The 24,361-nt window shown below is 39.3% G+C and carries 23 protein-coding genes and 1 other RNA gene; 14 read left to right on the plus strand and 10 right to left on the minus strand.

The genetic code is table 11. The features are described 5' to 3' along the window. Positions 1–123 precede the first annotated feature (123 nt). The 4 genes from DPV97_RS00525 to DPV97_RS00540 all read right to left on the minus strand — a co-directional run bounded on the left by DPV97_RS00525 (position 124) and on the right by DPV97_RS00540 (position 3,072). Positions 124–642: an opacity family porin gene (locus DPV97_RS00525; protein WP_049380058.1), complete on the minus strand. Its 519-nt coding sequence runs from the start codon at positions 640–642 to the stop codon at positions 124–126. Positions 643–695: 53 nt separating this feature from the next. Then, positions 696–1,208: a SprT family zinc-dependent metalloprotease gene (locus DPV97_RS00530; RefSeq protein ID WP_070714144.1), complete on the minus strand. Its 513-nt coding sequence runs from the start codon at positions 1,206–1,208 to the stop codon at positions 696–698. A 55-nt stretch (positions 1,209–1,263) separates the two neighbouring features. Beyond that, the gene (metK, locus tag DPV97_RS00535; RefSeq protein WP_070714141.1) at positions 1,264–2,418 is read right to left on the minus strand and encodes a methionine adenosyltransferase; all 1,155 of its coding nucleotides are present in this window, start codon (positions 2,416–2,418) and stop codon (positions 1,264–1,266) included. Positions 2,419–2,496: 78 nt separating this feature from the next. Then, positions 2,497–3,072: an anthranilate synthase component II gene (locus DPV97_RS00540; RefSeq protein WP_521684742.1), complete on the minus strand. Its 576-nt coding sequence runs from the start codon at positions 3,070–3,072 to the stop codon at positions 2,497–2,499. Positions 3,073–3,163: 91 nt separating this feature from the next. Between DPV97_RS00540 and DPV97_RS00545 the strand changes: the two genes are divergently transcribed. Continuing rightward, positions 3,164–4,138 carry an aminodeoxychorismate synthase component I gene (locus tag DPV97_RS00545; RefSeq protein ID WP_070714137.1) on the plus strand — a complete coding sequence of 325 codons (975 nt, stop codon included), beginning with the start codon at positions 3,164–3,166 and terminating at the stop codon, positions 4,136–4,138. Then, positions 4,138–4,704 (plus strand): aminotransferase class IV family protein, encoded by a 567-nt coding sequence (locus tag DPV97_RS00550; protein WP_070714136.1) that lies wholly within the window; start codon positions 4,138–4,140, stop codon positions 4,702–4,704. Before DPV97_RS00545 ends, DPV97_RS00550 begins: the two co-directional genes overlap by 1 nt. Before the next feature lie 23 nt (positions 4,705–4,727). Here DPV97_RS00550 and recN read toward each other — a convergent pair whose 3' ends face one another. Next, the gene (gene recN, locus DPV97_RS00555) at positions 4,728–6,404 is read right to left on the minus strand and encodes a DNA repair protein RecN (protein ID WP_070714133.1); all 1,677 of its coding nucleotides are present in this window, start codon (positions 6,402–6,404) and stop codon (positions 4,728–4,730) included. A gap of 76 nt (positions 6,405–6,480) precedes the next feature. Continuing rightward, positions 6,481–7,371, minus strand: coding sequence for an NAD(+) kinase (locus tag DPV97_RS00560; RefSeq protein ID WP_070714131.1), 891 nt, complete (start codon positions 7,369–7,371; stop codon positions 6,481–6,483). A gap of 130 nt (positions 7,372–7,501) precedes the next feature. Between DPV97_RS00560 and grpE the strand changes: the two genes are divergently transcribed. The 9 genes from grpE (at position 7,502) to cydC (ending at position 19,747) form a co-directional block, all read left to right on the plus strand. Further along, a complete protein-coding gene (gene grpE / locus DPV97_RS00565) occupies positions 7,502–8,077 on the plus strand; it encodes a nucleotide exchange factor GrpE (RefSeq protein ID WP_083313296.1) in 576 nt (191 codons plus the stop codon). Between the two features lie 265 nt (positions 8,078–8,342). After that, a complete protein-coding gene (nrdD, locus tag DPV97_RS00570; RefSeq protein WP_070714122.1) occupies positions 8,343–10,469 on the plus strand; it encodes an anaerobic ribonucleoside-triphosphate reductase in 2,127 nt (708 codons plus the stop codon). Between the two features lie 74 nt (positions 10,470–10,543). After that, positions 10,544–11,125, plus strand: coding sequence for a uracil-DNA glycosylase family protein (locus DPV97_RS00575; RefSeq protein ID WP_070714119.1), 582 nt, complete (start codon positions 10,544–10,546; stop codon positions 11,123–11,125). 149 nt (positions 11,126–11,274) lie between these two features. Beyond that, on the plus strand, positions 11,275–12,672 hold the full coding sequence (locus tag DPV97_RS00580; protein ID WP_070714117.1) for a DASS family sodium-coupled anion symporter: 1,398 nt from the start codon (positions 11,275–11,277) through the stop codon (positions 12,670–12,672). A gap of 136 nt (positions 12,673–12,808) precedes the next feature. Then, positions 12,809–14,119, plus strand: coding sequence for a nucleobase:cation symporter-2 family protein (locus DPV97_RS00585; protein ID WP_070714113.1), 1,311 nt, complete (start codon positions 12,809–12,811; stop codon positions 14,117–14,119). Positions 14,120–14,238: 119 nt separating this feature from the next. Then, positions 14,239–15,096: a co-chaperone YbbN gene (locus tag DPV97_RS00590; protein ID WP_070714112.1), complete on the plus strand. Its 858-nt coding sequence runs from the start codon at positions 14,239–14,241 to the stop codon at positions 15,094–15,096. Positions 15,097–15,185: 89 nt separating this feature from the next. Next, positions 15,186–16,139: a thioredoxin-disulfide reductase gene (gene trxB / locus DPV97_RS00595; protein WP_005699879.1), complete on the plus strand. Its 954-nt coding sequence runs from the start codon at positions 15,186–15,188 to the stop codon at positions 16,137–16,139. Between the two features lie 117 nt (positions 16,140–16,256). Then, positions 16,257–18,017, plus strand: a complete 1,761-nt coding sequence (cydD, locus tag DPV97_RS00600; protein WP_070714108.1) for a heme ABC transporter permease/ATP-binding protein CydD — start codon at positions 16,257–16,259, stop codon at positions 18,015–18,017. Beyond that, complete coding sequence (cydC, locus tag DPV97_RS00605; RefSeq protein WP_070714105.1) at positions 18,017–19,747, plus strand: heme ABC transporter ATP-binding protein/permease CydC; 1,731 nt, start codon at positions 18,017–18,019, stop codon at positions 19,745–19,747. The genes cydD and cydC overlap by 1 nt, the downstream gene beginning before the upstream one ends. A gap of 26 nt (positions 19,748–19,773) precedes the next feature. Here cydC and ffs read toward each other — a convergent pair. Then, an RNA gene (gene ffs / locus DPV97_RS00610) (signal recognition particle sRNA small type) lies at positions 19,774–19,872 on the minus strand. Between the two features lie 127 nt (positions 19,873–19,999). Here ffs and nrdG point away from each other — a divergent pair. Next, positions 20,000–20,467, plus strand: a complete 468-nt coding sequence (gene nrdG, locus DPV97_RS00615; RefSeq protein ID WP_070583289.1) for an anaerobic ribonucleoside-triphosphate reductase-activating protein — start codon at positions 20,000–20,002, stop codon at positions 20,465–20,467. Here the strand turns inward: nrdG and DPV97_RS00620 are convergent. Together DPV97_RS00620 and DPV97_RS00625 are read right to left on the minus strand one after the other, a co-directional pair. After that, on the minus strand, positions 20,464–21,252 hold the full coding sequence (locus DPV97_RS00620; RefSeq protein ID WP_070714102.1) for a TatD family hydrolase: 789 nt from the start codon (positions 21,250–21,252) through the stop codon (positions 20,464–20,466). The two genes, nrdG and DPV97_RS00620, sit on opposite strands and share 4 nt — an antisense overlap. A 57-nt stretch (positions 21,253–21,309) precedes the next feature. Continuing rightward, on the minus strand, positions 21,310–21,819 hold the full coding sequence (locus DPV97_RS00625; RefSeq protein ID WP_005699853.1) for a peptidylprolyl isomerase: 510 nt from the start codon (positions 21,817–21,819) through the stop codon (positions 21,310–21,312). A gap of 110 nt (positions 21,820–21,929) precedes the next feature. On the opposite strand from DPV97_RS00625, the gene cysS reads away from it, so the two are divergent. After that, positions 21,930–23,309, plus strand: coding sequence for a cysteine--tRNA ligase (gene cysS, locus DPV97_RS00630; RefSeq protein WP_070714099.1), 1,380 nt, complete (start codon positions 21,930–21,932; stop codon positions 23,307–23,309). 62 nt (positions 23,310–23,371) lie between these two features. Here the strand turns inward: cysS and DPV97_RS00635 are convergent, their stop codons facing one another. Next, positions 23,372–23,692 carry a hypothetical protein gene (locus DPV97_RS00635; RefSeq protein WP_070714096.1) on the minus strand — a complete coding sequence of 107 codons (321 nt, stop codon included), beginning with the start codon at positions 23,690–23,692 and terminating at the stop codon, positions 23,372–23,374. Between the two features lie 113 nt (positions 23,693–23,805). Here DPV97_RS00635 and DPV97_RS00640 point away from each other — a divergent pair, with 113 nt between their 5' ends. Beyond that, positions 23,806–24,354, plus strand: a complete 549-nt coding sequence (locus DPV97_RS00640; RefSeq protein ID WP_070714093.1) for a sigma-70 family RNA polymerase sigma factor — start codon at positions 23,806–23,808, stop codon at positions 24,352–24,354. Positions 24,355–24,361: the final 7 nt, after the last annotated feature.

Below are 24,361 nucleotides of genomic sequence, written 5' to 3' on the forward strand. Positions count from 1 at the left end.
ATTTCATTTAGAACGAGGATTCTAACTGCTACATAGATTAATCACAAATAATTAACCCGATACAAATTTTTACATCCAAAAGAAAAAGTGCGGTGAAAATCAACCGCACTTTCAAAAGGGAAATTAGAATTCGTAACCTACGCCCACTTTAGCGCCATAGTTATTCACTTTAGTATCGTCAAAGCTACCTAAACGGTTATATTCTAAACCACCGTTTGCATACACTTTGTCTGCTAATTTATATTTAGCACCCGCAACTACACCATAACCCACTTTAGTTTCAGAAGAACTTTTGTAACGTTGTTCTGCTCGGTCTTCAAATTTGAAACGGTTAGCCGCAAGACGAGCACCAACATAAGGTTCAATTTGAGAGTTGGTATCGAAGTCATAGAACACTGTTGCACCTAAGCCTTGAACTTTAGTGCCTTGGAAATTACCGTGATGAGTATAATCACCAGCTACACGTACATTACCTAATTTGTAACCTACTGCAACACGAGGCTCAATTTTGGTTTTGCTTGAACCACCATTACTTAATTTAGTTCTTGAAAGACCAAGATCGCCTTCTGCATATAAACCTGCATTTGCAGTTGAAGCAACCGCTAATGCACCGACAACGATAGCTAATAATGATTTTTTCATTGGATAACCCCTGTTATTTGATTGAAAACACTGGAAATATATCATACTGCTTATTAATTTTCACTATGAAAAACTAATTTCCCCTGACATTTTTGGCATAAATAGGCAATTTTATCGCGCTGAATACGATTATGCCGACGAATCGTTAAATAATGGGTCTGGCATTCGCATTGATAAGCAAACATTTTACCTTGCACACTTTCCACATCAAATTGGTGACAAGTATCAGCCGGAAGATTAAATAACTGTGTCATCACTGCTTGCCATTCCCGTCCATGCGGTTTCACCCGACCAAATACTTGATACACAATAAGGTGGGCTAATTCGTGTGGAACCACCTGACGAATAAATTCATCTGAGTTCTCGAGTAGCAAAGTGCGGTTAAATTTAATCTCATTTTTCTGCAAGTATGCAACGCCGGCCTTTACTCCTCGCAAGTCATAACTGATTATCGGAATAGGAAATTTCCGTTGAAAGTAATTTTCAGTGAGTTGTAATGTTTCTGCAAGTTTGCGCTGTACCTGCATTTTTAAATGCCGAAACTGAGTTTGAGATGACATCATCATGTTAAGTAAACAAAAACCGCTAATTTAGCGGTTTTTATCATACACATTTATTTACTTATTTAAGACCGGCTGCTGCTCGCAATTCTTCTGCACGATCCACTTTCTCCCATGGGAATTGTTCACGGCCGAAGTGTCCATACGCGGCAGTTTGGCGATAGATTGGTTGAATTAAATTTAGCATTTTAATTAAACCGTAAGGACGTAAATCGAAGAATTCACGCACTAACTTAACCAATACTTCGTTTGATACTTTTCCTGTACCAAAAGTTTCCAGCATGATAGAGGTTGGCTCTGCCACACCAATTGCATAAGAAAGTTGAATTTCACAACGATCTGCAAGACCTGCTGCAACAATATTTTTCGCCACATAACGCGCGGCATAAGCGGCTGAACGGTCTACTTTTGATGGATCTTTACCAGAGAATGCACCACCACCATGACGAGCAGCTCCGCCGTAGGTATCAACAATGATTTTACGACCCGTTAAGCCACAGTCTCCCATTGGACCACCAATCACAAAACGACCGGTTGGGTTGATGAAATATTTTGTTTGTTGAGATAACCATTCACTTGGCAAAATTGGCTTGATGATTTCTTCCATCACACCTTCATAAATTTCTTTTTGTGAAACTTCTTCACTATGTTGTGTAGAAAGCACTACCGCATCTACACCTACGATTTTGTTATCTTCGTATTTTAAAGTGACTTGGCTTTTCGCATCAGGGCGTAACCACGATAGTTTTCCACTTTTACGTACTTCCGCTTGTTTTTCCATTAAACGATGCGCATAAGTAATCGCTGCTGGCATCAAGACTTCGGTTTCATTTGTTGCATAACCAAACATGATCCCTTGGTCACCCGCACCTTGATCCAATGGATTCTCACGATCCACACCTTGATTAATATCCGATGATTGCTTACCAATCGCATTTAATACGGCACAAGAATTTCCATCAAAGCCCATCTCTGAATGTTTGTAACCAATATCACAAATCACTTGGCGTGTAAGGTTTTCAATATCAACCCATGCTGATGTGGTAATTTCACCACCGACTAACGCCATCCCTGTTTTTACATAGGTTTCACAAGCCACACGTGCTTTAGGATCTTGTTTTAAAATTTCATCAAGTACCGCATCAGAAATTTGATCGGCAATTTTATCTGGATGTCCTTCTGAAACAGATTCAGAAGTAAATAAATAGCTAGACATAAGTTCTCTTCTTTTTTGGATGTATTGACGTATAGACGTCTATAATACGCTTTTTTGACTAATACGCAAGCATTCCTATCAAGTATTTTTGAAATTTAACCAATTTTGTAACATTTGTTCACCGAATTCTGACATGTAAGACTCAGGATGAAATTGCACAGAAAAAATCGGTAAATTTTTGTGCTGTGTTGCCATCACGATTTCATCATCACAAACGGCTGTAATTTCTAATGTATCTGGCATACTTTCTGTTTGTACTGCCCAAGAATGATAAAGGCCTATTTCAAATTCGGCTGGAAGCCCTAAAAATAAGCCTGAATTTGACCGCACTTTTAAGCGGCGTTTCTGCCCATGGCGCACACTTGGCAAATTATAGAGTTCTCCGCCAAAGAATTCACAAAGGGTTTGATGTCCTAAACAAACTCCTAAAATAGACTTTGTTTGATAAAATCGTTCTAACATCGCAAATAATTGTGGATACGAGCTTGGAACATCTGGTCCTGGAGAAATTAAAATATGTGTATAACCTTCTACACAATCTAATGATAAATCTTCAATACTCACCACATCAAAACGCACCTGTAATTGGCGAATGAGATCCACTAAATTATAAGTAAAAGAATCATGGTTATTGATAACTAAAATTTTTTTCATACGGGCTAGTGCCATAATTCGGTGACTAAATTCATTTCAATATTATAGCGATTCTGCGTTAAAATCCTTTTTATTTTTTTATCTACAAGCCATGCAAACATTTATTCATCAAGCTAATGCTTATGGCGCATTACGCCAACCTTTTTTCTTCTTAATTGATTTTGAACAGAAGAAACCGCTTATTTGTTCTTTTGATGAAAGCACTGAAAAAGGGCTAATTTGGGGTATTCAAGGCGTAAAAAATATCCCTGAAAATCAACCGCACTTTGCTTTGTCTATCATTGATAAAAAGCCCATTACGTTACATCAATATGAACAAGGATTTCATCTTGTTCAACGCGAATTACAAAAAGGTAATTCCTATTTGCTCAATCTAACTTATCCTACCGAAATCAAATTAAATGGGGATTTAATCCAAATTTTCCATTCAGTTGAGGCGCCTTATAAATTACTTTTTAAGGAGCAATTTGTCTGCTTTTCACCTGAATCCTTTGTGCAAATTCGACAAAACAAAATTTACACCTATCCTATGAAAGGAACGATTGATGCGAGCCAGCCTAATGCCAAAGCTAATTTGTTAAAGGATGAAAAAGAGCAACGAGAACATTACACCATTGTCGATTTAATGCGTAATGATCTTGCAATGGTTGCCAAAAATATCAAAGTATCTCGTTTTCGCTACATCGATAGTATTTACACAGAACAAGGTGAAATACTACAAACCAGTTCAGAAATTTACGGTGAATTAGAAGATAATTGGCAAAATAAAATTGGCTCAATATTAGCCGCACTTTTACCTGCTGGCTCAATTAGCGGAGCACCTAAAGAAAAAACGGTTTCCATTATCCAACAAGCTGAAAAGCAAGAACGAGGTTATTACACTGGAATTTTCGGTATTTTTGATGGTGAAAACCTAAATAGCGCCGTAGCAATTCGCTTTATTGAACAAAAAAATGATAAATTTTATTTCCGTAGTGGTGGTGGTATTACCATTCAAAGCCAACTTGAAGACGAATATCAAGAGTTGATTGCCAAAGTTTACCTTCCAATCCAAAAGGAAAAGTAGTGTTCCCTTTATTTGAAACCATCGCTATTGAAAATAGCAAAATTAAAAATATTGCTCTGCATCAAGCACGCTATGAGCATAGCCTTATCACTTATTATGGAAAAAGTGCGGTCACTTTTTTTAATCTTTTAGATCTAATTCAAGCACCTAAGGAGCTACATAATAAGCTTGTTCGCTGTCGAATTGACTACAACGCTCATCAAACCCAAATTTCATACCTTGAATATACACCTAAAACACATCGTGTATTCAAGCCCATAGTCTGTAATGAAATTGATTATTCGCTCAAATATGCTGATCGTGAACTTATCAATGCGTTATTTGCACAAAAGGGAGAGGCTGATGAAATCATTATTATTAAAGATAGTTTTGTGACAGACTGCTCTATTGGTAATCTCGCCTTTAGAAAAGGGACTGAATGGTTCACACCTAATACCCCTTTATTAAAAGGCACACAAAGGGAATATTTACTACAATCCGGTCAACTTCAAGAAATTGAAATTAGACAAGAACAACTTGAGCAGTTTGACGAAATTCGAGTTATTAATGCATTGAATGAACTATAAAACGCCCATTCATTTGCCTCATTTTACTTGACTAAATCCAACATCTCTTGTGCATTCGCTAAAGCAAGATCCGTAATTTCACTGCCACCGAGTAATCTTGCAAGAGCAGGAACGCGTTCTTCTTGAGAAAGTGCGGTCATTTTAGTTTCTGTTTTATCACCAACGGTAAATTTCTCAACATTAAATTGATGATGTCCGTGACATGCTACTTGTGGTAAATGGGTCACACAAAGCACTTGGCATTTATCACCTAATTGACGCAATAATTTACCCACTACACTCGCGGTTTTTCCACTAATACCAACATCCACTTCATCAAAGATCAGCGTTGGAATCGACGATTGATCGGACGTTAAGACTTGAATCGCTAATGAAATACGAGACAATTCACCACCTGATGCCACTTTTGCTAGCGGTTGTGCCTGTTGTCCTAAATTACTGCGTAAAGTAAAGACGATATTATCTGCCCCATTTGCCGCAACTTTAGTTAAATCCGAATTCACTTCAATGAAAAACTCGGCATTTTCCATTGCAAGCCCTTTGATAGAATCTGTAACCTGTTGTGCTAATTTCTCTGCAGCTTGGCAACGGCTTTCGTGTAATTGTTTTGCCGTATGTTGCATTTTCTCAAAGGCGGATTTTTCTTCTAGAATCAGACGATCTTCACTTTCTGAAAAATCTAAAAGTGCGGTCAATTCTGCTTTTAATTTTTGATGCCATTCCACTAACTCTTCAGGTTTCACATTATGCTTGCGTGCAAGTTGTAAAGCTTGACCTAGACGTTGTTCAATCTCTTGTAATAACATCGGATCTTGCTCAATATGAGAAGCAAGATGTTGAACTTCACTTGTCGCCTCTTGCACTTGGATAAGTGCATCATTCAACATCGTTTGAACGGAAACATATCGAGGATCTAACTCACTTAATTCATCAATATACTGTGTCACACGATAAAGCATAGAGTCAATGCTCACCGTCTCATTTTCACTGAGTAGCTGTAAGGCTGATTGTGATAGCTGTGTCAGCTGTTCGCTATTTGATAGACGACGTTGATCCTCTTCTAATTCTAAGTATTCATTTGGACGAAGGGCAAACTCATCCAACTCTTCGACCTGATATTGTAAAAGTTGCTTCTTCGCTTCATTTTCGGCAACTTTTTGTTGGAAATTTTTAACTTGCAGTTGAAGATTTTTCCATGCTCGATAATCTTCTCGCATTTGTGCGAGTAAATCATTGTGATGTACAAATGTATCCACCAACTGAAGCTGATAATCATTTTTCAATAATAATTGTGAAGCGTACTGCCCATTAATATGAATAAGATATTGTCCTATTTCTTTTAATTGGGAAGCCGATACGGGCGTGCTATTGATAAAGGCTTTCGAACGCCCATCTGCATTAATGACACGACGTAGAATACAATCGGAGGGATTATCAGGATCTTGCAATTCTTGCTCTTGCAACCATTGATAAGCGGGGTTAGTTGGTTCAATAAAAAATGTCGCACAAATTTCAGCTCTTTCCTGCCCTTCTCGAACCATAGAGGTTTCAATACGCTGCCCCAAACATAATCCCAACGCATCAATAGCAATAGATTTCCCTGCGCCGGTTTCCCCCGTGATCACAGACATTCCTTTCGCCAATTCAATTTCTAATTGACGAACAATTGCAAAATTATTGATAGTAAGTTGGGTTAGCATAAAAAATCTCCTTAACTGTATATCCATATATTATAACTGATATAATATACAGTAAAGAAATTTTTAACTTTTTGGATTAGAAATTTTTAAGCCAGCCTAATTTCGTGCTTAATACATTGTAATAATTGTAATTTTTCAGGTGTAATAGGCGAAGTTTATGCGGACTTTTTTCAATATGAACGATATCATCTGGGCTAAAATCTAGTGCAATTTGACTATCACAGCCTAATTCCAACTGTGAAGTGTTATGTTCTGCAAAGCGAATTGAAATTTTACTGTCCCCATCAATTACTAATGGTCGAGAAGAAAGCGTGTGCGGGAACATCGGCACAAGGGCAATCGCATTTAAATTTGGCGTTAAAATTGGGCCGCCTGCGGAAAGCGAATAAGCCGTTGAGCCCGTTGGAGTGGAAACAATCAAGCCGTCTGAACGTTGAGAAAAGGCAAATTTATCATTGATATAAACATGGAAATCAATCATGTGCGCAATTTTAGCGGGGTGAATCACCGCCTCATTTACTGCATTACCACTAGAAATAATTTCACCATTGCGTTCAATTTTAGCTTCCAATAAAAAACGCTCTTCGACAAAAAACTCGCCGCGTTCCAAACAAGCTTCAAGCTGTGCATAAGCATTTTTTGGGTCGATATCGGTCAAAAAGCCTAAGTTACCTCGGTTAATACCAATCATTGGAATATGATATTTAGCTAAAATGCGAGCACGCCCTAGCATATTGCCATCACCACCGATCACAATCACAAGTTGTGCTTGCTCACCGATTTGTTCAACTGTTGCTAAAACCTCTTTGGGTAAACCAAATTTTTCACCGACCTCTTTTTCCACTAAAACTCGATAGCCTCGCTCTTTCAGCCATTGATACAAGTTTTTATGCATTTGCAAATTAATATCGCGACGTGGTTTTCCCATTAAAGCGATGATTTTAAATGATTTAACTAATTCATCCATAACTATGATTGCTCCCAAGTGCAAACTCACCGATTTCTGACCGCACTTGAATTTAAAATTTTAGCCATTATATTACATAGCAATTCAGTTTTGCTAAAATAGCGCTAATTTTTGATAAATGGAGAAAAAGATGTCAGAACAAGCACAAAACTTAAATGAAAATGAAGAACTTGTTGAAGAAGTTCAACAGGAAACCACTTCAACGGAAGATCCGTTAGAAGAAGCGATCGCTCGTGTACAAGAGCTTGAAGAACAATTAAAAGCACAAGTAGAAGAAACCTCTAAAAAAGAACAAGATTTATTGCTTCGCACGCGTGCAGAAATTGACAATATGCGTCGCCGTAGCGAACAAGATATTGAAAAAGCGCATAAATTTGCACTAGAAAAATTTTCAAAAGACATTTTAAATACCATTGATAACTTAGAGCGTGCGCTTGCAACGCCTGCTAATAAGGAAGATGAAAACATCAAAGCCCTATTCGCTGGTGTTGAGCTGACTTTAAAAGAGTTACTCTCAACGGTTTCTCGCTTTGGTGTCGAACCTGTTGGTGCAGTGGGTGAAACCTTTAACCCGGATCTCCACCAAGCCATCTCTATGCAACCAGCTGAAGGGTTTGAAAGCAACCAAATCACCACTGTTTTACAAAAAGGCTATACCTTAAATGGTCGTGTGATTCGCCCAGCAATGGTAATGGTTGCAGCTTAATTTCTTTTCTACGACTTAAAGAGCGGACGATTTTTCGTCCGTTTTTTATTGCTAAAAAACTTGATTCAGATCAAATTTATTAAAAAAATAATTTGAGAATAATTCTCAACAAAAAACACTCTTGCTTTCCAGATTTACCAAGGTTTCAACTCAATCTCAACCATCAAAAACACAAAATAACACTACATATTGTGTGTTGATCTATTAAATAAAACTATATATAGTGCTTTCAATTTTTTCATAGCTACCTTACAGGAGTCATAAAATGAACGCTTTCTTTGTGATTAAGCGTGATGGTTCACGAATTGGGTTTGACCTACAACGCATTACTAATGCAATCAAAAAAGCAGCAAGTGCGGTCAATATTGTTGATGAAATTTATATTCATGAGCTGAGCCAGCGAATTAATACTAAAATTTTTAGTCATTATCAGCATGAAATTGATATCAACCAGATTCAAAAAATTGTTGAAGATCACTTAATGACAAGCAAGTATCCACAAATTGCACGTGCTTATATTGAATATCGTCACGATCGCGACCTGGCACGTGAAAAACGCAGCCAATTAACCAAAGAAATTGAAGGACTGATTGAGCAAAGCAACGTGGAATTACTTAATGAAAACGCAAATAAAGATGCGAAAGTTATTCCTACCCAACGTGATTTACTAGCAGGTATTGTGGCAAAACATTATGCCAAACGTCATATTCTGCCAAGAGATGTTGTTGAAGCCCATGAAAAAGGGGAAATCCACTATCACGACTTAGATTATGCGCCATTTTTCCCAATGTTTAACTGCATGCTCGTTGATCTAAAAGGTATGCTTTCACATGGTTTTAAAATGGGTAATGCTGAAATTGAGCCGCCTAAATCTATCGGTACAGCAACAGCTGTTACTGCACAAATTATTGCTCAAGTCGCTAGCCATATTTATGGCGGTACAACCATTAATCGTATTGATGAAGTACTTGCACCTTATGTTCAACTCAGCTTTGAAAAACATCTGAAAAATGCCGCCCAATGGCAAATTCCGAATGCGGAAGGTTATGCGAAAGCGCTAATTGAAAAAGAATGTTTTGATGCGTTCCAATCCCTTGAATATGAAGTCAATACGCTCCATACATCAAATGGTCAAACGCCGTTTGTTACCTTTGGTTTTGGCTTAGGTACAAATTGGCAAGAACGGTTAATTCAGCAATCGATTTTGAAAAACCGTATTCGTGGCTTGGGTAAAAATCATAAAACGCCCGTCTTCCCTAAACTGGTCTTTACCATTAAAAAAGGCGTGAACCAAAACGAACAAGATCCAAACTATGACATTAAAAAACTGGCATTAGAATGCGCGTCAAAACGCATGTATCCAGATATTTTAAACTATGATCAAGTGGTTAAAATCACTGGCTCATTCAAAGCCCCAATGGGTTGTCGTAGCTTCTTGGGTGCTTATGAAGAAAACGGTCATGAAGTGCATGATGGTCGCAATAATTTAGGCGTGGTCAGTCTGAATCTGCCTCGCATTGCTCTGGAAGCACAAGGAAATGAAGAAAAATTCTACCGCACTTTAGATGAACGCTTAGCCCTCGCGAAGAAAGCCTTACTTACCCGTATTGTGCGCTTAGAAAATACCAAAGCTCGTGTTGCGCCAATTCTCTATATGGAAGGCGCTTGCGGCGTTCGACTAAAAGCCGATGATAATGTTGCGGATATTTTCAAAAATGGACGAGCATCAATTTCTTTAGGCTATATTGGCATTCATGAAACCATCAATGCACTGTATAAAAAGGGACATATTTTTGACGATGAACAACTACGTGAAAAAGGTATTGCGATTGTGCGTCGTTTAAGCGAAGCGGTAAAACAATGGCAGAAAGAAACCGGCTATGCATTTAGCCTTTATTCCACACCAAGTGAAAACTTGTGCGATCGCTTCTGTCGTTTAGATACCAAACAATTTGGTGTCATTGAAGGCGTTACCGATAAAGGCTACTACACTAATAGCTATCACTTAGATGTAGAGAAAAAAGTCAATCCATACGATAAATTAGACTTTGAAATGCCTTATCCTGAACTAGCAAGTGGCGGCTTTATCTGTTATGGCGAATACCCTAACATTCAGCATAACCTCAAAGCACTCGAAGATGTGTGGGATTATAGCTACGATCGCGTGCCTTATTACGGCACCAACACGCCAATTGATGAATGTTACGAATGTGGTTTCACAGGAGAGTTTAATTGCACAAGCAAAGGCTTTGTTTGTCCTAAATGTGGTAATCATGACAGTGCAAAAGTCTCCGTAACCCGACGTGTTTGTGGTTATCTCGGCAGTCCTGATGCTCGTCCATTCAATGCGGGCAAACAGGAAGAAGTAAAACGTCGAGTGAAACACCTATAATGTCGCAACATTGATTATGATAAAATAGCTCATCAAAAGTGAGCTATTTTTATTTCAATAAATAAGGAAGTACCATGCCAACACTTACACAAATCACGCAATCCATTATGCAAGATCCCGATAATCAATCATTCACGGCAAAAGGAATTGAACCGCTTTTTGCGGCACCAACGACAGCTCGTATTAATATTGTCGGACAAGCCCCCGGAATTAAAGCCCAAGAAAGTCGTTTATATTGGAATGATAAAAGTGGTGATCGCCTGCGAGAATGGCTAGGCGTGGATCGTGATACCTTTTATCACTCGGGTATGTTTGCTGTCATCCCGATGGATTTTTATTACCCTGGGAAAGGCAAATCTGGTGATTTACCGCCACGCAAAGGCTTCGCAGAGAAATGGCATGCACCGATTTTAGCTAACTTGCCCAACATAGCGCTTACCATTCTTATCGGGCAATATGCACAAAAATATTATTTACCAGAAAACGAGCTTAATGTGACTGAAACGGTTCACCATTTCCGTGATTTTCTCCCTCACTTTCTCCCGCTCGTTCATCCCTCACCACGCAACCAAATTTGGCTCAAGAAAAATCCATGGTTTGAACAAGAGATTATCTCAGTATTACAAAAGCAAGTGAAAGCGATTTTATCTCGCTAAATTGATATTCAACGATAAAGTGCGGTCAAAAAGCATCCAGTTTTGACTGCACTTTTCTTTTACTGTAATCAATTTTTAGTATGCATTATTTCCTGATTTAAATCTCTATGGTAAAATCGCCAACTTCTTAAAATATATAGGGAAAATACATGCAACAAACCCCCATTACAAACTCACAATCTAAAGTTTGGAATAAAAATGCGATTATATTCCTCGCCGATATGGGTCTCTTTTTTATTTTATTAAATATTCTACCTTTTGAACCGGCAGCGAATAAAGGTTTAGCATTATTGGCATTCGTGGCGATTTTGTGGATGACTGAAGCAGTAAATGTCACCATCACCGCGTTATTCGTTCCAATTTTGTCGGTATTACTCGGATTGGTGAATAGTCGCGAAGCGCTCGTAGCCTTTGCAGATCCAACTATCTTCTTATTCTTCGGTGGTTTTGCACTTGCAACGGCATTAAATGTGCAAAAGATCGACCAAATGATTTCTAATAAAATCATGCAGTTAGCTAGGGGGCATTTATCTGTTGCCATACTCTATTTATTCATCGCTACCGCATTTTTATCTATGTGGATGAGTAATACTGCTACTGCTGCAATGATGATTCCTCTTTCAATGACCATTTTGAGTCAATTAGATCAGAAGGAAGAACATAATACTTATGTTTTCGTACTGTTAGGGATTGCTTATAGTGCCACCATTGGCGGAATGGGAACCCTTGTGGGTAGCCCGCCAAATGCCATTGCAGCATCTCAACTTCATTTAGATTTTGCTGACTGGTTAATGTATGGCACGCCAGTGATGTTAATTTTATTCCCGCTTATTATTGGTTGGTTATACCTTGTTTTTAAACCGAAACTCGGTCTCCGTTTTGATGCTGAATTTGCCAAAATTCACATGACGAAAAAACGTATTTTAACCTTAACTATTTTTGTGACTGTGGCGATTCTTTGGATTTTTGGTGGTTACCTCAATCCAATTCTTTCTCAATTATTAGGGCTACCAAAACCCATTGGCAGTTTTGACAGTATGGTTGCCCTATCGGCTGCAATCGTCATTTGCGTGACGGGTATCGCAAGCTGGAAAGAAATACAAGACAATACAGAATGGGGGGTGTTGTTCCTTTTCGGTGGAGGTTTAACCTTAAGCTCAGTATTGACTCAATCTGGCGCAAGCAAAATCATGGCGGATGGCATTGTCTTCATCATTGAAGGAGGTCACTACTATGTAATGGCATTAATTGTTGCAACCTTTATTGTCTGCTTGACTGAATTTACGTCAAACACAGCAAGTGCGGCCTTGCTCGTTCCAATCTTTATTTCGATCGCACAAGCACTGAATATGCCACCGCTTGGTTTTGCGATGATTATTGGTTTGGGTGCATCTTGTGCCTTTATGATGCCGGTTGGTACACCGCCGAATGCAATTGTGTACTCCACAGGCTTTGTTAAACAATCCGAAATGATCCGCGTTGGTAAATTTATTGATTTAACCTGTATGCTAATTATCGGAACAATTGCTTATCTATTCTGGATGTAGTCTTTAAATCAAACAAGTGCGGTTGAAAATCACGTAATTTTTAACCACACTTTTTTTATTTTCTTTACGCAAACGTTTGCGCTGAATAAAAATTAACGTATAATTCGCACAATTTTTTTCTACTTAAGGGAACCTAATGAATAACAACCTGCTTTATACCGTGGAAGACAAACCACCTTTCGGATTAAGTTTACTCCTTGCGGCACAACATTTACTTGCCGCACTTGGGGGAATTATTGCCGTACCATTGGTCATTGGTAACGTCTTAAAATTACCGACTGAAGATACTATTACCTTAGTTAATGCGGCTCTGCTCATTTCCGGCGTAGTGACCGTTATCCAATGTAAAGGCTTAGGACCTGTGGGCATTCGTTTGCCAAGTGTGATGGGAACCAGTTTTACTTTCGTTGCCGCAGCACTAGCGATTGGTTTTAGCGAATATGGCATCGCCGGTATTTTAGGTTCTTCTCTCATTGGTTCCTTAGTGATGATTATCGGCAGTTTCTTCATGCCGTATATTCGCAAATTGTTCCCACCACTTGTGACAGGGACTGTTGTCATGATGATCGGCTTAAGCCTGATTCCAGTTGCAGTTGACTGGTTTGCTGGTGGTCAACGTGGTGATGCGAATTATGCAACGCCAGAAAATTTAATGATGGCGAGCTTTGTATTAGTCATCGTAGTCGCACTCGTGCAATGGGGTAAAGGGATTTTCTCCGCCGCAGCTATCGTTATTGGGATGATGACAGGCTATCTCGTTTGTTTAGCCATGGGCTGGGTAAGCTTTGAAGGCGTAAAACAAGCACAAATTTTCGCGATTCCACAACCACTACACTTTGGCTTAGCCTTCCCAATTTCAGGTATTATCGGCATGTCCATTGCGTATTTAGTGACGATCGTTGAATCAAGCGGTAACTTCTTAGCGCTGGGTAATGCAACACAAACAGAAATCACCGGCAAACATTTACGCGGTGGCGTTTTAGCCGATGGTTTAGGATCTGCCCTAGCTGCCATTATGTCCACCACACCATTCTCTTCATTCTCACAAAACATTGGTGTCATTTCTCTAACGGGCGTGGCAAGTCGTCACGTTGTTGCGCTAACCGGTGTACTTCTAGCGCTAGCGGGTTTATTCCCTGTATTCGGTGCATTAATTGTATCAATTCCATTACCAGTATTAGGCGGTGCAGGCTTAATGATGTTCGCGATGATTATCGCCGCAGGTATCCAAATGTTAGATAAAGTCGCACGTAGCAAACGCAATGGTTTAATCATCGCCATTTCCATTGGCTGTGGCTTAGCCGTGACGACCCGTCCTGAATTGCTTGATAAATTACCACATTTTTTCAAAGAAGTGCTCGGTTCAGGTATTACTGTAGGTTCATTACTTGCCTTAATTCTTAACCTCGTGCTTCCAGAAGATAAAGTGAAAGAAATAAAAGAATAAAAATAGATCGTAAATAAGGGCAGATTAACACTGCCCTTTTCTTTTCCTGTAAAACATTTCTAAAACTGACCGCACTTTGCTAAAATCAAGCATCATTTTCCATTTATCAAGGAATAAAAATGGCAGATTTACCTTTTTTAGTTGAACTCAACGAACAAAATCTTACCGAAACGTTGCAAAGCTCTGTTGAAACCCCGCTTGTCATTAACTTTTATGCACCAAGCCATAAAGAATCAGCTGATTTTGCAAAAGTTCTACAACGTGTTGCTGAACAATACCAAGGGCAATTTATCCTCGGCTTAGTCAATTGTGAAACAGAGCAAATGATTGCTGCACAATTTCGTATTCAAGCGTTGCCTACAACTTATCTTTTTAAAGAGGCACAAGCATTAGATGCGTTCCCTGGTGCATTAGATGAAGCCAGTTTATTGCAACGTTTGAGTGCAATTTTGCCAAAAGAAGAAGATTTAAAATTCCAAAAAGCTTTGGATTTTTTACAAGTGGAAGATTACGACTCAGCCCTTCCATTACTGAAAGACGCCTGGGAGCTTTCAGATAAGAAAAACAGCGATGTCGCATTACTTTATGCAGAAACCTATATTGCCATGAAAAAAACGGAGCCTGCTGCAGATATTTTAGCGCAAATTCCGATTCAGGATCGCGACAGCCGTTGGCATGGCTTACAAGCGCAGATTGAGCTTTTAATTAAAGCGGCAGATACGCCAGAAATTCAGCAATTACAAGCGGATTATGCGAAAAATCCAACGCCTGAAATTGCGTTGAAATTAGCAGTTCAGCTACATCAAGCCAATCGAAACGAAGAAGCATTGGACTTATTATTTAGCATTCTTAGACAAGATCTTTCAGCTGAAAATGGTGAAGTAAAACAGCAGTTTTTATCTATTTTATCGGCCATTGGTAATGCGGATCCTATCACCAATAAATATCGCCGATTGTTGTATTCATTGCTTTACTAATACGATCAACTATTTTTTTATGCATGAAGGCTTTATAATGAACAAACTCCCAAAGCCTCATGCTTTATTTTATAAACAAAGGATTCTTTATGTCAGACGTTAAACACAGCAAATTATTAATTTTAGGTTCGGGCCCTGCGGGTTATACCGCGGCTATTTATGCCGCACGTGCAAACTTAAAACCTGTTTTAGTGACCGGTCTTCAACAAGGTGGGCAACTTACTACCACGGATGAAATTGAAAACTGGCCGGGTGATTTTGAAATGACAACTGGCCCAGGTTTAATGCAACGTATGTTGCAACACGCTGAAAAATTTGAAACCGAAATCGTGTTTGATCATATTAACAAAGTCGATTTATCTTCTCGCCCATTCAAACTTTATGGTGATATGCAAACCTTCACATGTGATGCATTAATCATCGCAACAGGGGCATCAGCACGTTATATCGGATTAGAATCTGAAACCGCTTATAAAGGCCGTGGCGTTTCAGCTTGCGCAACCTGTGATGGTTTCTTCTATCGTAATAAACCGGTTGCCGTTGTTGGTGGCGGAAATACTGCTGTTGAAGAAGCACTTTACTTAGCTAATATTGCGTCTGAAGTACATTTAATTCACCGTCGTGATAGTTTCCGTGCAGAAAAAATCTTAATCGATCGCTTATACAAAAAAGTCGAAGAAGGCAAAATCGTGCTTCATACTGACCGCACTTTGAATGAAGTGTTAGGTGATAACATGGGTGTAACTGGTGTACGTTTAGAAAACGTGAAAACCGGCGAAAAAGAAGATGTGAAATTAGACGGTTTATTTATTGCCATCGGTCATGCACCAAATACTGAAATCTTCCAAGGTCAGCTTGAACTTAACAATGGTTATATTGTGGTTAAATCAGGTCTTGAAGGCAATGCAACAGCAACCTCTGTAGAAGGCGTATTTGCTGCGGGTGATGTGATGGATCACAACTATCGCCAAGCCATTACTTCAGCGGGTACAGGCTGTATGGCTGCATTAGATGCTGAACGTTATTTAGATGCACAAGAATAAGTGCGCTAAATTCTCATGTAAGGTGCGTAAAACAAGGTTTCACGCACCTATTATTTTTCAAAGGTAAATTTTTTAATCCTCCAGCCAACCCATCCTATCCTAGGATAAACAAAAACAATGGATAAACTTCGCCAAAAATATTTACAAAAATGGCTTCATGCGCAACAACAACCTGTTAAAAAATTAATGCGCACCAATATTGCCCTTGCCACACTTTCTTCCTTAATTCTTGTGGCTCAAACCTATTTTCTTGCGACATTGCTCGACAAGCTGATTATGCAAAATGTCGATCGCGCTGAACTGGTTCCCTATTTTATTGCATTAATCATGACTTTTGCTTTGCGTGCGGTCATTTTATGGCTACGCGAAAAAATTGGCTTTAAAGCAGGTCGATTACTGCGCAGTCATATGCGTCAAAAGATCTTAGACAAAATCCACCAAGTGGGGCCGGCCACCATCAATAATAAACCAGCCGGTAGCTGGGCAAGTATCATGCTTGAACAAGTGGAAAATCTGCATAACTTCTATGCGCGTTTCTTACCACAACAAAGTTTGTCTGCCATTGTACCAATGGTGATTTTAATTGCCGTATTCCCGCTCAACTGGGTGGCAGGATTGATTTTGATGGTCACTGCACCGCTTGTACCAATTTTTATGATTCTGGTGGGGATTGCAGCAGCAGATAGCAGCCAAAAAAATATGGCGACCCTTTCTCGCTTAAGTGCTCAATTCTTGGATCGTTTACGTGGTTTAGAAACCTTGCGTCTTTTCAACTGCACTTCAGAACAAACTCAACATATTGAAAGCACAACGGAAGACTTCAGAGAAACCACAATGGCTGTGCTTAAAATGGCGTTTCTCTCTTCTGCAGTGTTAGAGTTTTTTACCTCTATTTCCATTGCTTTAATGGCGGTGTATTTTGGTTTTAGCTATTTAGGCCAAGTCGAATTTGGTACTTACGGTACCACACTGACCTTATTTACCGGTTTTTTCTGCTTAATTCTGGCACCAGAGTTTTATCAACCATTGCGTGATCTCGGGACTTACTACCACGATCGTGCAGCCGGTATTGGTGCTGCTGATGCCATTGTTGATTTCTTAGAGGCAGATTATTTAATTGCACATCAGGGTAATGAACAAATTCCAGCGCAAAGTGCGGTCGACATTCAGGCTGAATTTTTAGTGGCGCTTTCTCCACAAGGTCAACCATTAACTAAGCCGCTGTCATTCCATATTCCGAAAAAAAGCCATATTGCCCTTGTTGGTCAAAGTGGTGCAGGAAAAACCTCTTTAATCAATGTATTACTCGGTTTCTTGCCTTATGAAGGCAGCTTAAAAATTAACGGCGTGGAACTGAATCAAAGTCGTTTAAGCGACTGGCGCAAACAAATTGCGTGGGTAGGTCAAAATCCATTACTGCTACAAGGCAGCATCAAAGAAAATCTACTTTTAGGCGATATTCAAGCAACTGATGAGCAAATTGAGCAAGCCTTGACTTCTGCTCAAGCGAAAGAGTTTACCGACAAATTAGGCTTAGATAGTGAGATTAAAGATGGTGGAATTGGTGTATCTGTAGGCCAAGCTCAACGCTTAGCTATCGCTCGCGCTTTATTACGCAAAGGCAATTTATTATTACTCGATGAGCCAACTGCTAGCCTCGATGCTCAGTCTGAAAATCTGGTACTTGCTGCCCTTGCAGAAATGAGCCATAACCAAACGACCTTAATGATCACACACCGTATTGAAGATCTGAAACAATGTGACAATATTTTTGTGATGCAAGAAGGTGAAATCGTTCAACAAGGGCATTTCAACCAATTAAAAGATCAAGGCTTCTTTGCCGAATTATTGGCTCAACGAAAAGAGGATATTCAATAATGCGTGCTTTACTTCCCTTTTTACGTTTATTTAAATTCGCTAAGTTGCCTTTATTTTTAGGCTTGGTTTTAATGATTACAGGCCTCGCATCCAGTATTGGCTTGCTGACCACATCGGGTTGGTTTTTAGCGGCAACGGCCATTGCGGGTCTTGGCACGTTATTTAATTTCTTCTACCCTTCTGCTTCTGTGCGTGGCCTTGCTATTAGCCGCACCTTTTTCCGCTATTTTGAAAAGTTAGTGACGCACGATGCGACTTTCCGCATTTTGGCTAAATTACGGGTACAAGTTTTTGAGAAGATTATTCCATTAAGTCCTGCAGTGTTAAATCGCTACAGTAACAGCGATTTATTAAACCGCTTAGTGTCTGATGTGGATACGCTCGATAGCCTTTATCTTCGTTTAATTGCACCACTTATTACGGCTATTTTTGTGATTCTAGCTATGTGTATTGGCCTAAGTTTCGTCAATGTACCTTTAGCCTTAGGTCTAGGTGTGAGCCTGCTTTTATTAGTATTCGCCATTCCAACCGTTTTCTACCAACTGGGTAAAAAATTTGGCGACAAACTCGTGCATTCACGCGCACTTTATCGCACGCAATTCTTAGAATTTATCCAAGCACAAGCGGAATTATTGCTCTTTAATGCCGAAGATAAATTGAAAGATAATATGGCTAAAACTGAAGCTAACTGGCAAGCAGACCAGCAAAAAGAAGCAAATTTAAGCGGATTTTCAACCGCCCTTTCACTCTTTTTAAATGGTTTAATTATTGCCGCAATGTTGTGGTTTAGCTCCAAAGCGGAGTTTGGTAACGATGAATATAGCATGGCATTTATTGCACTCTTCACTTTTGCGGCCTTAGCCTCATTTGAAATCTTAATGCCATTAGGTTCTGCATTCTTACATATAGGACAGGTGATTGCTTCAGCTGAACGTGTGACAGATATTATCGAACAACAACCATTAGTAACTTTTAAGGGCAAAGCGGAGTTCAATCAAAACGCCACAATATTAATTGAAGCCAAAGATCTTTCTTTCACTTATCCTGAACGTCAAAATCGTGCTTTAGAGAATTTGAATTTAACTATTCAAAAAGGCAAAAAAGTCGCAATTTTAGGTAAAACAGGCAGCGGAAAATCCACGTTATTACAGCTTTTAGTGCGTAATTATGATGCTAATCAAGGAGAATTATTCCTTGCTGGAAAACCCATTGCTGATTATTCAGAAGACACATTACGCAGCCAATTCTGCTTTTTAACACAACGTGTTCATGTATTTAGCGATACACTTCGTCAAAATCTGCAATTCGCAAGTGCGGTCAATATTTCAGATGAAAAAATGATCGAGGTGTTAAATCAGGTTGGTTTAGGAAAATTGTTGGAACAAGAACAAGGCTTAGATATTTGGCTAGGTGATGGCGGCCGTCCACTATCCGGTGGAGAACAACGTCGTTTGGGCTTAGCCCGTATTTTGCTTAATGATGCGCCAATTTTATTATTAGATGAGCCAACTGAAGGTTTAGACCGCGAAACTGAGCGCCAAATTTTACGTTTGATTCTTGCTCATGCTGAAAATAAAACCTTAATTATGGTGACTCACCGCTTAACGGCGATTGAGCAATTTGATGAACTTTGTGTGATTGATGAAGCGAAGCTAATTGAAAAAGGCACTTATGCAGAATTATTGCAATTAGAAAAAGGGTTCTTCAAACAATTAGTGGAGCGTGTGTAAAATAAGGAAGGATAAGTTGGGTGGAAATCTTCCCAGCTTATTCTCGGCACACAGAAATTCCGACTTTGGCTGCTTTCTTCCGAACCTGACCGAGTAAACCGGACACCGTTGCGAGAGACCGAGAAGATTCCCATTGATATCGCAATGCGATTAGGTGGGCTATTATGCAAGAATTGCCCCTGTATTGCAAAGGTTAATTTATCAATTCGGTGAATTTGACGAGAAAATCGACCGCACTTTTGAGGTAAAACCATGAACTATCTCCAATACTACCCTACCGATGTTGTAAATGGCGAAGGCACGCGTTGTACCCTTTTCGTTAGCGGTTGTACGCACGGTTGCCGTGGTTGCTACAACCAAAAGAGCTGGTCTTTTGATAATGGCGTATTATTTGATGAAGCGATGGAACAACAGATCATCAATGATTTAAAAGATACGCGCATTAAACGTCAAGGGCTTACACTTTCCGGTGGGGATCCGATGCATCCTCGTAATGTTGAAGCCTTACTTCCTTTTATTCAGCGTGTAAAAAAAGAATGTCCTGATAAGGATATCTGGGTGTGGACGGGATATAAACTGGATGAACTTGATGATTATCAACGTCAAATGTTGCCTTATATTGACGTGCTTATTGATGGAAAATTTATACAAGAACAGGCTGACCCAAGCTTAGTTTGGCGAGGTTCAGCCAATCAAGTGATTTATCGTTTTAAGGTTTAACCGAATAAGGTTAAGCTATTCTGCCAAGCCGTTTCTTTAATCACTTCAGCATTTTCACTTCTTAAACGGCATAACACCTCAAATATGAGAACAATCCGCTCTGGTCGATTAGGTTGTCCTTGAAAGCCAAACACTGGCATATCTGGTGTATCCGTTTCTAATACCAGTGCCTCTAATGGCAACTTCGCAATCGCTTGGCGCGTTTTATTCGCACGTTCATAAGTAATCGTGCCGCCTACACCAATTTTATAGCCTAAATCCACAAATCGTTTTGCTTGATCATAACTTCCAGAAAAACCATGCACCACACCATATTTTGGCAAATTAGCCTGTTTCAAAAAGCGGAATAATTGCTCGTGGGATTTGCGACTATGTAAATTGACCGACAGATTGTATTTCTTCGCTAAATAAAGCTGACTTTCCAAAAAGTGCTGTTGCTTTTGCCACAATTCATCCGTCAATAAATCTGGAATCGCACACTCTAAGCCAATTTCTGCTACGGCTGTACAATTTTGATTACGAACGGATAATGCCGCATCCAATATCTCTAAATCATGCTCTTGATGCTTTTTGATATAAAGCGGATGCAACCCAAGTCCACAATAAAGATGCTCAGGGAAAAGTGCGGTCATATTTTGGATCGTTTTAAAATCCGACTCTTTTACCGCCACAATCAAGATTTTTTGCACATCCGCTTGCTTAGCGTTCTCCACCAGCTGAGCTAATGGCTCACCAGTATCATGATGAAGATAATCAAGATGGGTATGAGTATCGAAGAAAGGCATAATGTTATTTTACTTAAGAAAAAAGTGTGTAGATTACGCATCCACACACCGAATTAATTATTCTACAGAAACGGATGTAATCACCACATCTTCTGTCGGAACGTCTTGGTGGAAACCTTTATTACCGGTTTTTACTTTCTTGATTTTATCAACCACATCCATGCCTTCAACCACTTCACCGAATACGGCATAGCCCCATTCTTGCACGACTTCACGGCCAAACATCTCTTTTGAACGGTAGTTTAAGAAGTCATTATCTGCCACGTTAATGAAGAATTGTGCCGTTGCAGAATGAGGATCAGAGGTACGCGCCATGGCGATTGTGCCACGTTTATTGCTTAAACGATTGTTAGCTTCATTTTGGATCGGTGCGTTTGTTGCTTTTTCACGCATTCCGCTTTCCATACCACCACCTTGGATCATAAATCCATCAATAACACGATGGAAAATTGTGTTATTATAGAAACCGTTTTTACAATAATTTAAAAAGTTTTCTGCAGTGATTGGCGCTTTATCAAAATCAAGTTTAATTTTAATATCGCCAAAATTTGTGTGTAATGTAACCATGTTGTTTTCCTCTTGAAAATTAAGGCGTTCATTATTCCACAAATGGCGAGAAAGTGCCATAAGGAGCAGAAAAAGTGCGGTCGTTTTCCAACCTGTTTTAAGAGAAAAATATGTTAAAGATTTTTAATACCCTCACTCGAGAAAAAGAAGTATTCAAACCTATCCATGAAGGAAAAGTGGGTATGTATGTGTGCGGCGTGACCGTTTACGATTTATGCCATATTGGCCACGGCCGTACCTTTGTGTGTTTTGATGTGATTGCTCGCTATTTACGCGCTTTAGGTTACGATTTAACTTATGTGCGTAATATCACGGATGTGGATGATAAGATCATTAAACGTGCATTAGAAAATAAAGAAACCTGCGATCAACTTGTGGATCGTATGGTACAAGAAATGTATAAAGATTTTGATGCGTTAAACGTATTACGCCCTGATTTTGAGCCTCGTGCGACGCATCATATCCCTGAAATTATTGAGATTGTGGAAAAACTGATTGCACGCGGTCATGCTTATGTTGCTGACAATGGCGACGTGATGTTTGATGTGGAAAGCTTTAAGGAATACGGTAAATTATCACGCCAAGATCTTGACCAATTACAAGCTGGTGCACGTATTGAAATTAATGAAATCAAGAAAAATCCAATGGATTTTGTGCTTTGGAAAATGTCGAAAGAAAACGAACCAAGCTGGCCATCCCCATGGGGCGCAGGTCGTCCAGGTTGGCACATTGAATGTTCGGCAATGAACTGCAAACAACTTGGTGAACACTTTGATATTCACGGTGGCGGTTCTGACCTAATGTTCCCGCACCACGAAAATGAAATTGCGCAATCTTGTTGTGCTCATGGTGGTCAATATGTGAATTATTGGATCCATTCTGGCATGATCATGGTAGATAAAGAAAAAATGTCGAAATCCCTCGGCAACTTCTTCACTATTCGTGATGTATTAAACCACTACAATGCAGAAGCGGTACGTTATTTCTTACTAACGGCACACTATCGTAGCCAACTCAATTATAGTGAAGAAAACCTGAATTTAGCACAAGGTGCATTGGAACGTTTGTACACCGCTTTACGTGGTACTGATCAAAGTGCGGTCGCTTTTGGCGGTGAAATTTTTGTGGAAGCCTTCCGTGAAGCAATGGACGATGATTTCAATACGCCTAATGCCCTTTCTGTTCTATTTGAAATGGCGCGTGAAATCAATAAATTGAAAACTGAAGATGTAGAAAAAGCCAATGGTCTTGCTGCGCGTTTACGTGAGTTAGCGGGTATCTTAGGTTTACTTCAACAAGATCCAGAAAAATTCTTACAAGCTGGCTCTGACGATGATGAAGTCGCAAAAATTGAAGCGCTCATCAAACAACGCAACGAAGCTCGTGCAGCTAAAGATTGGGCTGCTGCGGATGCGGCACGTAATGAACTCACAGCAATGGGAATTGTGTTAGAAGATGGCGCCAACGGCACAACGTGGCGTAAACAATAATCTCACTTTGATACAAAAACTGCGGTCAATTTGACCGCAGTTTTTCTTTTAAGAAGAAAGCATTACATTTTCGGGTTTTCCATTGTTTTTGCTTTTTTCTTCATTTCTTTTGCTTTCATTTCTTTTGTTTTCATATCATCAGATTGCATGACTTCTGATTTCATATTATCCATTTTCATATCGTGAGATTTCATATCATGAGATTTCATCATTCCATCAGATGCCATTTTATCGTTTTGCATTGGCATAGCATCTTTTGTCATCGGCATGGGATCTTTTGCCATCGACATTTCATTAGATTTCATATCGGTCGCATAAAGACTGGTTGCGAAGAAAAGTGCAGCAATAGCAGTAAAGGTTGTTTTTGCAGTAATATTTTTCATTTTGAATCTTCCTTAATTTGTGAATAATTAACGTTATCTAGAAAGGTCTTCCCCTTTCATTATCATTAGACGGATAAGGAACCTTTTTCTTACACATTTTCCAAGGAAAAAATATGGAAACCGGAATTTCCGATAAAGAACTGACACAAATTAGAGAGCAAATGCTGAAATTTGCCACATTACAGGTGAATAATCCTGTATTAGCTGAAGATTTGGTTCAAGAAAGTTTTTTGAGTGCATTTAACAATCTCGAGCACTTTAAGCGACAAGCCGCATTTAAAACCTGGGTCTTTGCTATCTTAAAAAATAAAATCATCGATTTTCTTCGTCAAAAAGGCAAATTTGTACTGGAAACCGAAATAGAAGATGAAGAGCAAACCAATCATTTCTTTGATGAAGGCGGACACTGGAAAGCTGAACAGTCCCCGCTTGATCTTGAACAGAGCGAAAGTGCGGTCTATTCCGAAGAGTTTTGGCTGATTTTTGAAACTTGTTTAACTTGCCTACCGGCCAAACAAGCCAAGATTTTTATGATGAGAGAGTTTTTGGAATTATCTTCTGAAGAAATTTGCCAAGAAAATCAACTAAGCATAAGTAACTTGCACACGACACTCTATCGTGCCCGCTTACAACTTCAAAACTGCTTATCTCATAAACTTTAAGGAGTGA

Source organism: Haemophilus parainfluenzae, assembly GCF_003253005.1.
In the GTDB taxonomy this organism is placed as follows: domain Bacteria; phylum Pseudomonadota; class Gammaproteobacteria; order Enterobacterales; family Pasteurellaceae; genus Haemophilus_D; species Haemophilus_D parainfluenzae_M.